We start from the raw sequence: 14,695 nt of genomic DNA on the forward strand, positions 1-14,695 counted from the left end.
AGAATAATTATTATGAATAAAAATAATACGATTGAGAGGGAGGATGGTCATATGAAAATAAGTGCCAGAAATCAGTTAAAAGGGAAGGTCGTAGAAATTGAGTCCGGTGCAGTGAATGCAATTGTGACCATTGACATCGGAGGGGGTAATTTTATATCTGCCACGATTTCCATGGCAGCAGTAAATGATTTAAAGCTGGAAGTTGGGTCAGATGCATATGCAATCATAAAGGCAACTTCTGTTATGGTAGGAATTGATTCATAAGACAGAATCGAGGAGGGGGCCGGTAATTCGGCTCCTTTTCATTATTACAGCGGCAGACTGGCAGGCTGTTATTTTTTTAGATGGAATAATTTTTAGATAACAAGCATTAGTTTGTATAAAATACTGTAAATAAAAGATTTAAAGATTTATATTTGTGCATTGTGTTGTATTGAATTCAATGGTGAAAACATATATAGTGATAGCAACCTAAGTCGTCGACAAAACTTTAAGGTTACTTTTTCATTTTCTATTCACAAAGAGGTGGAATGGCAGGATCTGTGAGAGATCTGCCTTCCGCCTCTTCTTTTATGTAAGGAGGAATTGGTTATGAGACAGGTTGCGATCTATGGAAAAGGCGGTATCGGTAAATCCACAACGACTCAGAATTTAACGGCAGGTCTGGCAGAGATGGGAAAGCACATTATGATTGTGGGATGCGATCCCAAAGCGGATTCCACCAGACTGGTTTTAGGCGGTCTGGCGCAGAAGACGGTTCTTGATACTCTTCGTGATGAAGGCGACGACATTGAGCTGGATGCGGTTTTAAAGGAAGGCTACGGCAAAATCAAAGGAGTGGAATCCGGCGGACCGGAGCCAGGTGTGGGCTGTGCAGGCCGCGGAATCATCACTTCTATTAACCTGCTGGAACAGCTGGGAGCCTATACCGACGATCTGGATTATGTATTTTATGATGTACTTGGCGACGTCGTGTGCGGAGGTTTTGCAATGCCGATCCGCGAGGGAAAGGCACAGGAAATTTATATTGTATGCTCTGGCGAGATGATGGCGCTTTATGCAGCAAATAACATTTCCAAAGGAATTACCAAGTATGCAAAAACCGGCGGGGTCCGGCTTGGAGGTCTCATCTGCAACTCCAGAAAAGTAGATAAGGAGCAGGATCTTGTAGAGGCTGTGGCTGCGAAAATCGGCACCCAGATGATTCATTTTGTGCCTCGTGACAATGCGGTGCAGAGAGCAGAGATCAGAAAAAGAACCGTTATCGATTTTTCCCCGGATGAACCTCAGGCAGATGAATACCGTACTCTGGCAAGAAAAGTGGATTCCAATGAAATGTTTGTCATTCCGAACCCCATGAAGATTGACGAACTGGAAGAAATTTTAATGCAGTACGGAGTGATGGACTAAGCGGTCAGGGAGAGGAGAAAATATTATGTTATTGGTGAGAGCGATTATCAGGCCGGAAAAAGCGGATTATGTTATGAAGGAAGCCTCAGAAGCGGGATTTCAGGCAGTGACCAAGATGGATGTATATGGACGGGGTAAACAAAAAGGAATCACGGTGGGAGATGTCCATTACGATGAGATTCCTAAAGAGATGCTGTTATTTTTCTGTAATGATGAAGATAAGGATGATCTGGTGAGAGTGATTATGAGAACCGCCAGAACTGGAGAGGGAAATTATGGAGATGGACGTATCTTTGTATCTCCGGTAGAGGATGCCTATACGATCAGTACAGGTAAGCAGGGACTTTAGGAGGAACGATTGCTATGAAAGAGGTAATGGCATTTATCCGGGTAAATAAAATAAACCCCACGAAGAAAGCTCTGGCAGAAGGCGGATTCCCTGCATTGACCTGCAGGCCGGTATTAGGAAGAGGAAAGAAACGGATTGATCCGGAGCTTTTATCCCTGGTTCTGGAAACAGGAGAGCTTCCCATGTCTCCCAAAGGAGAGTATTTAACAGAGTCCTTCCGCTGGATTCCAAAACGGCTGGTCACCCTGATTGTAGAAGATCAGCAGGTGAAGGATGTGGTGGATATACTGATTAAAACAAACCAGACAGGAAATCCCGGCGACGGAAAAATATTTGTGCTGCCGATCAATGAGGCTTACACCGTCAGAAGCGGTGAACGCACAAAAGAGGCATATTGACAGGAGGTGAGGGAGATGTCAAAGGAACGAGATTTATTACTGGATAAATATTCATCCAGAGTATTTAAAAATAGAAAAAGTCACATCACTCAGCTGGAATTTGGTGAAAATCCGGATGAGATTGCAGCTAATACCAGGGCGATACCGGGAATTATCACTGCAAGAGGCTGCTGCTATGCAGGATGTAAAGGCGTTGTGGTTGGACCAGTGAAGGATTCCGTCGTTATTACACACGGCCCCATTGGCTGTGCCTTCTATTCCTGGGGAACCAGAAGGAATAAAGCAAAACCATCCTATGAAGGCGAGCAAAATTTTGTACCTTATTCTTTTTGCACGGATATGAGAGCTTCGGATATTGTATTTGGAGGCGAGAAGAAGCTGGAAGCTGGAATCGATGAGATTATGCAGCTGTTCCATCCCAAGTGTATTTTTATCTGCTCTACCTGTCCCATCGGTCTGATTGGTGATGATGTGCAGGCTGTGGCAAGAAGAGTGGAAGAAAAATACGGCATTACAGCTATTGGCTATTCCTGTGAGGGATATAAGGGAGTTTCCCAGTCTTCCGGTCACCACATTGCTAACAACGGACTGATGCGTTATGTAATCGGAAAAGGGGAAGAGGCGCCTAAGGGAAAATACAGTGTAAATATCTTAGGTGAGTACAACATCGGAGGTGATGGCTGGGAACAGGAACGGATCCTTAAAAAGATTGGTTATGAAGTGGTTTCCGTGTTTACCGGTGATGGATCTTATCAGACCCTGAAAAATTCCCATCTGGCAGATTTGAATCTTGTTATGTGCCACCGGTCTATTAATTACATAGCGGAAATGATGAAAACAAAATATGGAGTTGACTGGCTGAAGGTGAATTTTATCGGAGTAGGAGCGACTTCCAAATCTCTGCGAATGATGGCAAAATATTTCAATGATCCGGAGCTTACCAGACGAACGGAAGAAGTGATTGCAGAGGAGCTGGCGGAAATCAGTGAGGATATGGAGTACTACAAATCCAAATTAAAGGGAAAAACAGCCGGAATCTTTGTAGGAGGCTCCCGCTCTCATCATTATCAGATGCTATTAAGGGATTTTGGCATGGAAACAACCATTGCAGGCTATGAATTTGCCCACCGGGATGATTATGAGGGGCGGGAGATTATTCCTCAGATCAAAGCAGATGCCGACTCTAAAAACATCGAGGAGATTACGGTGGAGAGAGCCGTAGGGTATGATGACAGATACTCTGTGGAAGAGTTGGAAGTTCTGCGGAAGGAAGGCGTGGAACTGGATACCTATAGCGGAATGATAAAAGATATGAAAGAAGGCTACATGGTGGTGGATGACTACAACATGTTTGAAACAGACCAGCTGATTGAAGAGTATAAACCAGATATTTTCTTTTCCGGAATTAAAGATAAATATGCCATACAGCATGGAGGAGTAGTGTCCCGTCAGATGCATTCCTATGATTACTCCGGACCGTATGCAGGCTTTCGGGGAGCAGTGAATTTTGGAAGAGATATAACCATGAGTCTTTATACAAATGCCTGGTCACTGGTAAAACCACCGTGGAAAACCATGCCGATGTTAGAAGGAACGTTAGGAGGTGCCGGCTGATGCTTGAATTAACACCAAAAGAAATTATGGAAAACCGCCACATGACCATCAATCCCTGTAAGACCTGTGAACCGGTAGGAGCAATGTTCTGCGCTCTGGGTGCCGAAAAGTGCATGCCCCATTCCCATGGATCCCAGGGGTGCTGTTCCTATCACAGAACGGTGTTAAGCCGGCATTTTAAAGAGCCTGCCATTGCTTCTTCAAGCTCCTTTACAGAGGGTGCATCCGTATTCGGAGGACGCAGCAATATTACCACAGCAGTGAAGAACGTCTTTGATATTTATAAACCGGATATTATGGCCATTCATACCACCTGTCTTTCTGAGACAATTGGTGATGACGTTGGTTCCTATATACTGGATATGGAAGTGCCGGAGGGTAAAACAGTCCTTTATGCCAGTACACCTTCCTATGAAGGTTCCCATATTCAGGGATTTTCCAACATGATGATCGGATTCATGAAGTATATGACAAAGAAAACCGGAACGCCCAATGGAAAAGTAGCCATTTTCCCCGGCTGGGTCAATCCCGGAGATGACAGGGAATTAAAACGGATTGCAGGACTGATGGGTGCGGAATATATTTATTTTCCTGATCATGACGGAACATTAGATCACCCCATGGATGGAAAAAACGAGTATTTCCATGATAATGCAGGAACCAAAGCCAAAGATATTGCGGCGCTGGGAGATTGTGAAAAGCTGATTTCCATGGGAATCTACTGTTCACTGGAGCCATCGGAGCATTTAAAAAAGGAATATAAAGTTCCTTTCTCCAATATTCCGGTCCCTGTAGGCGTTAAGCTGACAGATCAGTACATACTGGAACTTCAGAAATTTACAAAGATAGAGGTTCCAAAGGAGCTGGAGGATGAGCGGGGCAGACTGGTGGATTTAATGCTGGATTCCCATCAGTATGTATATAAGAAAAAAGCTGCCATCTACGGAGATCCTGACATTGTGTACGGCTTTACCGCCTTATGCCTGGAACTGGGCATGAGTCCCAAATACATCATAACCGGTACACCGAAAGCTCACTGGGAGAAAGAGATCAAAGAGCTGATGGATCAGTATGGGGTGGATGAAAGCGAATATGTGGTGAAGGCAGATACGGATTTGTTTTATCTCCATCAGCTGATTAAAAATGAGCCGGTAGATCTTCTTTTAGGCTCCAGCTATGGGAAACAGATCGCAAAAGCAGAAGATATTCCGCTGGTGCGGATGGGATTTCCTGTACTGGACCGCTACGGAAACCCTATACAGGCGACTGTGGGATATGCAGGTGCAATCCGGTATACGGAAAAGATCGTAGACGCCATGATGGACCGGCAGGACCGGGATGCGGCTGACGAAGATTTTGATGTAGTGATGTAAATCAGAAAGAAAATGGAACCAGGGAGGGAACCGACCCCTCCCTATTTCTGTTTAAATTGGCGGGTCTTTGAAAGGAGTATGATCATGGAAACGGAGAACAGCAGCAGGAATATATTGGACGCCAGGAGAAGTTCCATTGTTGTAAAAGACGGGTGCAGTGGCCAGGGGGGCCAAATTTCATGTGACAGCAACAGTGTATCCGGTTCCGTATCGCAGCGGGCCTGTGTATACTGCGGAGCCAGAGTTGTTTTAAATCCCATTACCGATGCTTACCATATCGTTCACGGTCCTATCGGATGTTCCAGCTATACCTGGGATATCAGGGGGTCCTTAACAAGCGGGGAGGATATTTACAGAAACAGCTTTTCTACGGATTTGCAGGAAACAGATATTATATTTGGCGGAATCAGAAAGCTTGAGGCAGCAGTCGATGAGCTGATGGAGAAGGAAGATAACGTAAAGCTGATATTTATCTATGCAACCTGCATTGTCGGCGTGATCGGAGACGATGTGGAGGCCCTGTGTAAGATGAAATCAGAGCAGTACCACATTCCTGTGGTTCCTGTAAAGTCTCCCGGCTTCTCCGGTAATAAATCCACCGGCTACCGGATGGCATGTGATGCGATTATGAACGTGCTTCTGCCCCATAAAAGTGAAGAGAAGAGGGCTGCCATTAACATATTAGGGGATTTTAATCTGGCAGGAGAAATGTGGATCATCAAAAATTATTTCAGGGAGATCGGGATTGATGTGATCTCCGGTTTTACCGGTGACACCTGCTATGAGGATATGATTGAAGCGCCGAAGGCTGCATTAAATATTGTCCAGTGTGCAGGCTCCAGCACCTATCTGGCAAACCGGATGGAGGAAGAATTCGGCATTCCCTTTATAAAGGTCAGTTTCTTCGGTATCGAGGATACCACCACTTCCTTAATCAGGACCGCTGAGGCACTTGGAAATGAACTGGCAAGAAAAAAGGCAGTGGAATTTTGCAAAAAGAAGGGGGAGGAGCTGGAAAACTTCTTAAGCCGGTACCGGAAAAACCTGGAGGGAAAAAAAGCTGCTATCTACGTGGGAGGGGGATTTAAGGCGATCTCTCTCATCCGCCAGTTTCAGGCTATGGGGATGGAAACGGTAGTGGTTGGAACCCAGACAGGGAAAAAGGAAGATTATGAAGTGATTGAGAGTCTGGTAAAATCTGACACCATTATTCTGGACGATGCCAATCCAGCAGAGTTAGAAACCTTTATGAAAGAAAAGGGAGCGGATATTCTGGTGGGAGGTGTAAAGGAAAGACCTCTTGCCTATAAGCTGGGGATTGCATTCTGTGATCACAACCATGAAAGAAAGTTCCCGTTGGCTGGTTTTGAAGGGGTGGTCAATTTCACCATGGAAATCAATAAAAGCATAAACAGTCCGGTATGGGGCTATATCAGCTGACAGAAAGGCGGAGTGACGATGAAAAGTGAAGTAAAACCTCTGGTGAATCTAAATATCAATCCCTGCAAAATGTGTATGCCAATGGGCAGCGCAACTGCTTTTTACGGCCTGAAGAACTGTATGACAATCCTTCACGGTTCTCAGGGGTGTGCAACCTACATCCGCCGTCATATGGCGACTCACTACAATGAACCGGTGGATATCGCTTCCTCATCCCTGACAGAGCAGGGGACGGTTTATGGCGGCAGTGAAAATCTGAAAAAGGGATTAAAAAATCTGATTGAGCTTTACCACCCGGAAATTATCGGTGTCATGACTACCTGTCTGGCGGAGACCATCGGAGAGGACGTTCCGGGAATACTTCAGTCCTTTCTGGAAGAAAATCCGGGGTACGGGGACATTACGCTGATTCCCTGCCATTCCCCCGGATACGGCGGAAGCCAGTATGAGGGGTATTTCGCAGCTCTTTCTGCCATTGTTTCTTCTATTAAAATGGACACTAAAAAGAATAATCTGGTAAATGTAATTACAGCGCCCATCAGTCCGGCAGATACCAGATATCTAAAGAGGATTTTCTCTCTCTTTGGAATCGATGCCATTCTCCTGCCAGACTTATCTGATAATTTAGATGGTGCCCACGATCCCCGTTATAACCGTCTTCCTCATGAGGGAACGGACCTGGCCCGGCTAAAACAGATGGGGGGAGCAAGATTTACTATGGAATTAACCGCATTTCACCATAAGAATTCCGTGGGAGAATATCTGTCTGAAACATATGGAGTTCCTTATGAACGGCTGTCTCTGCCGACGGGATTAAGAGATACAGATACTTTTTTAAATGCGCTGTCCCGTATTTCCGGAAATGAAATTCCAGAGGAGCTGAAAAAAGAGAGAGGGCGCTACTTAGATGCCATGATTGATTCCCACAAATACCATTCTTCAGGGAGAGCCGCAGTATTTGGGGAGCCGGATCTGGTATATTCCACAGTGCGCATGATGTGTGAATGCGGAATTATGCCGGTAGTCTGTGCAGCAGGATCGGCAAGTCCGGAGCTTGACGGACTGATCAGACCGGAGATTGAAAAACTTGCCGGTCTTTATCTGGTGGATGAGTATAAAATTGCAGATAAAGCAGATTTTAAGGATATTGAGGATATGGTTCTTACCTATAAGGTCAATATCCTTGCAGGCAGTTCTGACGGCAGGCGTATTGCAGAGGATTTACATCTTCCCCTGGTCCGCAGAGGCTTTCCCATTCATGACCATGTGGGCGGCCAGAGGTTAAAGACGCTGGGCTATGAGGGCTCTGTGGAATATATGGATGAGATTGCAAACCAGCTGATTGATACCGTTGAAACCACATTCCGTGAGACCTTATATGATAGTTATTACAAAGGAACAGCCATTGATCAAAAAAAGGAGCCGGAGTCTGCAGAAGAGATCATGAAACGCAAGACAAGGGAGCATCCCTGCTATAACTGCCAGGCGCATCAGTTTGCCAGAATTCATCTTCCGGTAGCCCCTGCCTGCAACGTTCAATGCGGCTACTGTGTGAGAAAATTCGACTGTCCAAATGAAAGCCGTCCCGGAGTCACTTCTTCCATTTTATCGCCTGAGGAAGCGTTTGAGCGGTATCTGTCAGTTAAGGAAAAAATGCCGAACTTAACTGTAGTGGGAATAGCCGGACCGGGAGAAGCACTGGAAAACTGGGAGAATGTGAAAAAAGTCTTTGAGCTCATCAGGAAGCAGAATCCGGAAGTGACCTTCTGCCTTTCTACCAATGGACTGAAGCTTCCCCAGTATGCCAGGGAACTAAAGGAACTGGGGGTTTCCCATGTAACAGTAACCATGAACGCCGTGGATCCTCATATCAGCGGACAGATGTATCAGTATATCCGGTTCATGGGCAGGGAATACACCGGCGACGCGGCAGGCGCTCTCATGGTGGCAAACCAGCTTGCTGGAATCAGGCTTTTAATTGCCAATGAAATATTGGTAAAAGTCAATATCGTAACAGTGAAGGGCATCAATGACAGTCATGTACCGGAGGTGGTAAAGACGGTGAAATCACTGGGCTGCTTTATCACCAATATTATGCAGATGATTCCGGTAAAGGGAAGCGCACTGGAGCATGTGGAGCCTGTTTCAAACAAGCAGCTAAATGAGATCAGAAAGCAGTGTGAAGAGATCATGCCCCAGATGTATCACTGCCAGCACTGCCGGGCAGATGCGGTTGGAACGTTAACGGATGATAAATCCATACAATTAAAAGGATTCCTGGCGGAGGAAAAGCAGGTTTTTGTTCCTGTTCCAAAAAGCTACCGGTTTGCAGTCGCTTCCAAAAGCGGAGTCGTAGTTGATACCCACTTCGGTCATGCAAAGGAATTTTATTTATATGACTACCGGAACGGGGAAGTACGGTTTGCAGGAAAACGAAATGTGGAACAGTATTGTCAGGGGGAAGAGGAATGCGGGGAAAAAGAGGATAAAATAGAACGGATTATAGCAGCTTTAAACGGCTGCAACGGAGTCATTGCCATGCGCATCGGCATGGAGCCAACCAAAAAGCTGGCAAAGCTGGGGATCAAGCCGGTGAATACCTATGACATGATTGAAGATGCGGTAAAAAAAGCGGCGGAAGCCATGTAAGAGGAGGAGAAAAATGGTACAGCCAAAATATCATGTATTTATCTGCACAAGCTGCAGAATCAACGGAACACAAAAAGGGATGTGTTTTCAGAAAGGAGCGGTTGACTTAATCCAGGCTTTTATGCAGGAGATTGAAGACAGGGAGTTGTCGGGAGAGGTGGTAATAAACAATACCGGATGCTTTGGAATCTGTGACAAGGGCCCTGTTGTGGTGGTTTATCCGGAAGGAGTCTGGTACGGCAATGTATCCGTGGACGATGTGGAACGCATCTTTGATGAACATTTTGAAGGGGGGAAACCGGTTCGTGATTTAATGATCTAGTACCTGTTATGACACGGAAGGGAGCACGGAAAAAAGGAGGGTTTGCTGTTGATTAAAATCATTGATGCCACACTGACTATGCTGGAGGAATATCCGTTAAAAAAGGAGCTTATTTTTGAGTTTGCCCGGACGTTAGAAAGTCTTTGCGTATGGGGAGCTGTGTTAACTCCAAAAGTTTACCAGCTGATGCAGGGCGACTTACCACAGGGAATCACCTGGTATATGGAACTTCCAAGTCCATCGGAAAGCGGGAAATATCCCGGAATTCATTTCTTTCTTTCCTCTTTTTGCGATGGGACTGGAAAGTATATACGCAATATTCAGGTCAATGATGTATCAGAGTTAAAAGGGCTGGAAAGTGCAAGACCAGACATTAATTTAAGGCTTACGGGACTGGACGATTTACTCATCTATGAAAGCCGCGATATTTATGAACGGGGGCTGAAGCTTTTAATCCAGGCTTCTCCCATCCTGTATCCGGAAAACTCCTGCTATTGTGCTTCTGCCATTGCGGCGGATTACTTACAAAATCACCATAACGGAATTGTGATGACCACTTTTACCGGTATCGGCAACAAGGCTGCCACCGAGCAGGTGATTCTGGCCATGAGAGTGGTGGAACGCTATAAACCCAACAACAGCTTTGAGAAGCTGGCCGACTTACGCAACATCTTTGAAGCCATGACAAATACACAGATACCAGGTCATACACCTGTTATCGGAAGAAAGATCTTTTATATTGAATCCGGGCTGCATGTGGATGGAGTTTTGAAAAAACCATCCAATTACGAATCTTTTCCTCCGGAACTTGTGGGAGCATCAAGAAAGGTGATCCTGGGAAAGCATTCCGGGGGTACGTCCATTCGGTATAAGCTGAAGCAGTACCATATGGAAGACTGTTATCCGGTGGAGCATATTCTGGAAATGGTAAAACGGCTCAGCATTAAAAAGGGCGGAGAAGTAACTGATGAAGAGTTTTTAACAATTATGAGTGAGTGTGATAAGTATGAAAAGGCGAATCAAAATAGTTGATACCACTCTTCGGGATGGTGAACAGTGTCCGGGTGTCGTATTCTCTCCTTCTGACAAGGTGCGTCTGGCTTTGTTTCTTGACAGCATCGGTGTTTCTGAAATTGAAGCGGGGATTTATGACGTGGGTACAGAGGGCGTTCATTATATCAGCGAAATCATGAAAAAGAAAAAGCAGGCAGCCATCTCCCTATGGTCTAAATTAAACCCTGGGAATGTAGAAGAATCAGCCAGGCAGAAACCGGACTTAATTCATATCGGGACGCCTGTGTCCTATGCGCAAATTTATAATAAGTTAGGAAAAAATAAAAAATGGATTGAAAATTCCCTTCAGGAATGTATGGAAGTTGCCAGAAACTATAACATACCCATTACGGTAGGTTTGGAAGATGCATCAAGGGCAGATGTGGCATTTTTAGTCTCTTTAATCCGTCTGATGAAACAGAAGGGAGTGGAGACCATTCGTCTGGCAGATACGGTTGGGGTGTTGTTTCCCAGACGGGCAGGGGAGCTGGTGCGGGATATAAAGCAGACAGGAATCATGATTGAGGTTCATGAACATAATGACTTTGGAATGGCAGTGGCCAATTCCATGGTCATGGCACTGGCAGGGGCCGATATGGTGGATGGAACGCTGCTTGGAATCGGAGAGCGTGCCGGCAACTGCAACCTCTATGAATTTGTCCATAGTGCAGCCCGTAAATTTGATTTAAGTGTCAGCAGTGCGGACATCAAAAAAGGGGAAAATCTTTTAAATTCCATAATGAATGGAGGGAAGAAGAATGATTCGCAAGATTAAATTTGAAGATGGCAGAGAAAAACTGGCGGAAGGAATTTTAAGTCTCTGCCGCGTTCTCTCCTTAGAAGGACAGGTGCTGGTAAACGGAACTTACAGTTTTTCTGCCGCTGAGGTGGCTGGAAAGCTTGAGGGAACGGATTTATTTTTCAACCAGGGAATCCGTCTGGCGGCGGAAGCCTTCGGTGAGATTAATCAGAATGCAGGCTGCGGAACCGGGGAGTCAGCACGTCTGACTGCAGAGCTTTTGGCCTATTGTGAAAGAAAATCAGCATCAGGAATCAGTCCGGTACTTCTCGCCAGAGAGCTGAAAGCAGCTGCAAATACCCTGGAAGTATTTGTTCGTGAAAAAGCGATTCCCCTGTCAGATGCAAAAACAGATCTGGTTGAAGCGATCACCAAAGACCGGGAGACTGCCCAAATGGTTGTTGATGGATCAAAAGTGGGGGAAGTGGTTGTAAAAGATTCCATGTCTGGGGAAACAAGGCTGGAAATTACCAGAGGTATGCGTCTTGATGGAGGTTTGACAGTGGGGGCAGAAGGAACGGTATCGGATGCCCTTGTTCTGATTGTAAAAACCCCCATCACTTCCTTTTCAAGCCTCTACCCGCTTCTTCAAAAGACCGGACAGCAGAATTTATTCATTCTGGCTGACGGAATAGAGGGGGAAGCCCTGACCCTACTTAATACAAATGTGAAACAGAACCGCATTCATGTAAGAGCCATGAAGGCGCCGGGAATGGGCAGGAGAAAAGAGGATCTTTTAGAGGACGCTGCGGTGTACACGGATACAGTGGTTTTTGACGGTATTTATCCATGCAGAATGGAAGAAGTTTCTCCTGCCATGCTGGGGCGGGCAAAAGCGGTGACAGCTGCCGGTTCCTATACGATTATGGAGGGAAATACGGATAACAGCCGGATTTGCAGACGGATTGAAGGAATAGAAGATCGCATCTGCGATCCGAAAACCAATTATTATGATAAGCAGAAGCTGAGAGAAAGAATTGCAGGATTAATGGGCTGTGCGCCTGTGATCTATGCAGGCGGATACACCGTAGTCCAGGCGAAGGAAGAGAAAAGAAGAATCGAATCTGCAGTGGCCTATTATCAGACGGTGAAGCAGTATGGAGTATTAAAAAAAGATGATTTAAACAGCTTTCCAGCCGGATCAGAAGCAGAAAGGTTCCTGACAGAGTCCATGAAGCAAAGCTTTAAAAAAGAGGAAATCAGCGCATATCTGCTTATCCTGATGATTCAGAAGATCTGCGGGCTGATTGTCATGTGGCTGACAACCGGAGCCGTCATGGTGAGTACCGGATATGACAGAGAAGACTTAGAGCTGATAAAAAGCGGTGTGGATATAGAAAGGTTAAGGAGCTGACATGAACATCAGGAAAGTAAAGCTGAAGCCTGGATTCGCATTAATGGAACTTGGAGGAGAATTCTGCATTTTTGATGAAAGAGACAGCCAGAACGGTTCCTTAGACGGTCTGCCATCGGTAAATGAAACCTGTATCTTCTTATGGAACAGCCTGGAGAGGGGGGCAGGAGTGGGGGAACTGACCGCCCTTTTATCCGAGAAAAAAAATATTGACGAAGAAGATGCAAGGCTTGAGCTGGAGGAGTTTCTTGCAAAACTGATCCATGTGGGTGAAGGAGGAGCAGGCAGGTGGAAAAAATAGCGGTGATCAGCAAAAATCAGGAACTGGTTCCTTTTTTGCAGTGTAATCTGGTGGAAATTTTCAAAAAAGAGGGGGCACAGTGGCAGGTGGTGCGGACCTCTCCCTTTTCCGCCATAAAAGGAAATACAGTTGAGGAACTAAGAAAAGAAACGGAAGCTGTCCTGGCTCTCACAGAGGATGCAAAAGCAGTTCTGTGCAGAGAACTATCAGGAATCCCCTTTTCGGTATTCAACCAAAAGGGATGCTGCATCTTTTGCGCAGAAATAGCGGATCAGGACACATTTGACGGAATGGTAATGGATATGGAAGAAAGTGATGAAAAGCGAAGAAGGAAAGAAGAGATGATTAAGAATGCCGGACCTGTGGAAACGCAGACGCCTGGAATCTACTTTCTGGACCTGGCGCAGCTTCAAAAAGATTGCCCGGAGATTTCTTCGAAAAAAGCACTTTTGCCGTTTCTTTCCAATATTCCATTTCTCGAATTGCAGCTTGTATGTGCCCACATTCCCCCGTGGCTGGAAACAGATGCGGCCTATGAAAAAAAGGTCCGTCCGCGGGAGGGCGGAGTACATATAACGGTAACCAGAAAACAGTGTTAGCAGGAGGTGAAAGCAATGCAAAATTATATGGTTTTAGACGCACGGACACTTCAGACTCCTTATGGAATCCTGGGTGGAGTGGACTCCTTTCTCTGTCATCCAAGCGGAGAGCTTTCAGGAGTGAGCCTGTCGGAAAAAAATATGATCGTCACCCAGGCAGGAGAGCTGATTCCGGCCTATACGGAAAACGGAAGAAGAAAAAAGAAACCGTCTGTGGAGTTTGACAGGCAGGGAATGGTGATCAGTGTGGCACTGGAAGAGCAGCAGGAGGTTCTTACTCCCATTGGGGAGCTTCCGGTTGAGCTGATTAAATTTTATCCCACCGGTGAGATTCACCGGGTATTTATCCTCGATGGGCAGATAAGCGGTTTCTGGACGGAGGAAGATGAGCGGGAGCTTAACATTTCCCTGACCTTTGATCTGGGTTTTACCGAATTTCAGGCAATGATCAATGGTCTGTGTTTTTATAAAAGCGGTGATATTAGAAGCATCACCTTATTTCCGGGAGAAAAGGCTTCCATACAGACTCCTGCGGGAATTATGGAAACAAAGGTGGGGCTGTCCTTATTTGAGTCGGGGAGTTTAAAATCAATAGAACCGGCAGAGCCTGTTCTGTTATCGACGCCAATCGGAAGGATAACCGCTTATGACCCGGACCAGATCGGAATCAATGCAGACAGCAATTCTCTGTCTTTCACGGAAAATGGAGAGATAAAGGCTCTTATTACCTGTGATCACTCCATCTATGTTCAGACAGAGGAAGGAGTGATGAAAAAATATTCTCCTCATATAAAACCCCATCCGCTCTACGATGAGATCCTCACCGTATCGGGAATGAAAGTGGCGTTTTTCCAGGAATCAGGCGAAGTGATGATTGAAAATGAAAGATATAATCTGGAATCATGCGGATTTACCATAGAACCTTTTGTACGGCCCGGTATGCACTGCAGTCCTTCTGACTGCGCAAACTGCTCCCTGTGCAATAAAGCAATGAGAGAATAAATGAATGGAACTGCCCAACACTCGGCAGTTCC

15 protein-coding genes are annotated in these 14,695 nt (G+C 45.7%); all 15 read left to right on the forward strand.

All coding sequences use genetic code 11. The features are described from left to right. Positions 1-12: 12 nt before the first annotated feature. The 15 genes from V7D18_RS06170 to V7D18_RS06240 all read left to right on the forward strand — a co-directional run bounded on the left by V7D18_RS06170 (position 13) and on the right by V7D18_RS06240 (position 14,663). Positions 13-264 (forward strand): TOBE domain-containing protein, encoded by a 252-nt coding sequence (locus V7D18_RS06170; protein ID WP_426152473.1) that lies wholly within the window; start codon positions 13-15, stop codon positions 262-264. A gap of 327 nt (positions 265-591) precedes the next feature. Further along, positions 592-1,410 (forward strand): nitrogenase iron protein, encoded by an 819-nt coding sequence (gene nifH / locus V7D18_RS06175; RefSeq protein WP_314463753.1) that lies wholly within the window; start codon positions 592-594, stop codon positions 1,408-1,410. A gap of 25 nt (positions 1,411-1,435) precedes the next feature. After that, positions 1,436-1,759, forward strand: coding sequence for a P-II family nitrogen regulator (locus V7D18_RS06180; protein WP_426152476.1), 324 nt, complete (start codon positions 1,436-1,438; stop codon positions 1,757-1,759). 14 nt (positions 1,760-1,773) lie between these two features. After that, positions 1,774-2,157 (forward strand): P-II family nitrogen regulator, encoded by a 384-nt coding sequence (locus tag V7D18_RS06185; protein WP_426152478.1) that lies wholly within the window; start codon positions 1,774-1,776, stop codon positions 2,155-2,157. A 15-nt stretch (positions 2,158-2,172) separates the two neighbouring features. Then, on the forward strand, positions 2,173-3,771 hold the full coding sequence (locus V7D18_RS06190) for a nitrogenase component I subunit alpha (RefSeq protein ID WP_426152480.1): 1,599 nt from the start codon (positions 2,173-2,175) through the stop codon (positions 3,769-3,771). After that, on the forward strand, positions 3,771-5,144 hold the full coding sequence (locus V7D18_RS06195) for a nitrogenase component 1 (protein ID WP_426152482.1): 1,374 nt from the start codon (positions 3,771-3,773) through the stop codon (positions 5,142-5,144). The genes V7D18_RS06190 and V7D18_RS06195 overlap by 1 nt, the downstream gene beginning before the upstream one ends. An 84-nt stretch (positions 5,145-5,228) precedes the next feature. Further along, positions 5,229-6,584, forward strand: coding sequence for a nitrogenase iron-molybdenum cofactor biosynthesis protein NifE (gene nifE / locus V7D18_RS06200; RefSeq protein ID WP_426152484.1), 1,356 nt, complete (start codon positions 5,229-5,231; stop codon positions 6,582-6,584). Between the two features lie 18 nt (positions 6,585-6,602). Further along, on the forward strand, positions 6,603-9,233 hold the full coding sequence (locus tag V7D18_RS06205; protein WP_426152486.1) for a nitrogenase component 1: 2,631 nt from the start codon (positions 6,603-6,605) through the stop codon (positions 9,231-9,233). Positions 9,234-9,246: 13 nt separating this feature from the next. Beyond that, on the forward strand, positions 9,247-9,555 hold the full coding sequence (locus V7D18_RS06210) for a 2Fe-2S ferredoxin (protein WP_426152488.1): 309 nt from the start codon (positions 9,247-9,249) through the stop codon (positions 9,553-9,555). Between the two features lie 48 nt (positions 9,556-9,603). Beyond that, positions 9,604-10,587, forward strand: coding sequence for a homocitrate synthase/isopropylmalate synthase family protein (locus V7D18_RS06215; protein WP_426152490.1), 984 nt, complete (start codon positions 9,604-9,606; stop codon positions 10,585-10,587). Further along, entirely contained in the window at positions 10,562-11,383 is an 822-nt protein-coding gene (locus V7D18_RS06220; RefSeq protein WP_426152492.1) for a homocitrate synthase, read from the forward strand. Before V7D18_RS06215 ends, V7D18_RS06220 begins: the two co-directional genes overlap by 26 nt. Next, positions 11,367-12,761 carry a hypothetical protein gene (locus V7D18_RS06225; RefSeq protein ID WP_426152494.1) on the forward strand — a complete coding sequence of 465 codons (1,395 nt, stop codon included), beginning with the start codon at positions 11,367-11,369 and terminating at the stop codon, positions 12,759-12,761. Before V7D18_RS06220 ends, V7D18_RS06225 begins: the two co-directional genes overlap by 17 nt. A gap of 1 nt (position 12,762) precedes the next feature. Then, positions 12,763-13,062, forward strand: a complete 300-nt coding sequence (locus tag V7D18_RS06230; RefSeq protein ID WP_426152496.1) for a PqqD family protein — start codon at positions 12,763-12,765, stop codon at positions 13,060-13,062. Beyond that, positions 13,050-13,661, forward strand: a complete 612-nt coding sequence (locus V7D18_RS06235; protein WP_426152497.1) for a Fe-only nitrogenase accessory AnfO family protein — start codon at positions 13,050-13,052, stop codon at positions 13,659-13,661. Before V7D18_RS06230 ends, V7D18_RS06235 begins: the two co-directional genes overlap by 13 nt. A gap of 15 nt (positions 13,662-13,676) precedes the next feature. Beyond that, on the forward strand, positions 13,677-14,663 hold the full coding sequence (locus tag V7D18_RS06240) for a hypothetical protein (protein ID WP_426152499.1): 987 nt from the start codon (positions 13,677-13,679) through the stop codon (positions 14,661-14,663). Positions 14,664-14,695 lie beyond the last annotated feature (32 nt).

The sequence above is a fragment of the Lacrimispora sp. 38-1 genome, from assembly GCF_049890855.1.
In the GTDB taxonomy this organism is placed as follows: domain Bacteria; phylum Bacillota; class Clostridia; order Lachnospirales; family Lachnospiraceae; genus Lacrimispora.

Coding starts and splice junctions, on each gene's coding strand:
- V7D18_RS06205 (WP_426152486.1), top strand. CDS start 6,603: ATGAAAAGTGAAGTAAAACCTCTGGTGAATCTAAATATCAATCCCTGC.
- V7D18_RS06210 (WP_426152488.1), top strand. CDS start 9,247: ATGGTACAGCCAAAATATCATGTATTTATCTGCACAAGCTGCAGAATC.
- V7D18_RS06170 (WP_426152473.1), top strand. CDS start 13: ATGAATAAAAATAATACGATTGAGAGGGAGGATGGTCATATGAAAATA.
- V7D18_RS06220 (WP_426152492.1), top strand. CDS start 10,562: ATGAAAAGGCGAATCAAAATAGTTGATACCACTCTTCGGGATGGTGAA.
- nifH (WP_314463753.1), top strand. CDS start 592: ATGAGACAGGTTGCGATCTATGGAAAAGGCGGTATCGGTAAATCCACA.
- V7D18_RS06190 (WP_426152480.1), top strand. CDS start 2,173: ATGTCAAAGGAACGAGATTTATTACTGGATAAATATTCATCCAGAGTA.
- V7D18_RS06195 (WP_426152482.1), top strand. CDS start 3,771: ATGCTTGAATTAACACCAAAAGAAATTATGGAAAACCGCCACATGACC.
- nifE (WP_426152484.1), top strand. CDS start 5,229: ATGGAAACGGAGAACAGCAGCAGGAATATATTGGACGCCAGGAGAAGT.
- V7D18_RS06225 (WP_426152494.1), top strand. CDS start 11,367: ATGATTCGCAAGATTAAATTTGAAGATGGCAGAGAAAAACTGGCGGAA.
- V7D18_RS06185 (WP_426152478.1), top strand. CDS start 1,774: ATGAAAGAGGTAATGGCATTTATCCGGGTAAATAAAATAAACCCCACG.
- V7D18_RS06230 (WP_426152496.1), top strand. CDS start 12,763: ATGAACATCAGGAAAGTAAAGCTGAAGCCTGGATTCGCATTAATGGAA.
- V7D18_RS06180 (WP_426152476.1), top strand. CDS start 1,436: ATGTTATTGGTGAGAGCGATTATCAGGCCGGAAAAAGCGGATTATGTT.
- V7D18_RS06240 (WP_426152499.1), top strand. CDS start 13,677: ATGCAAAATTATATGGTTTTAGACGCACGGACACTTCAGACTCCTTAT.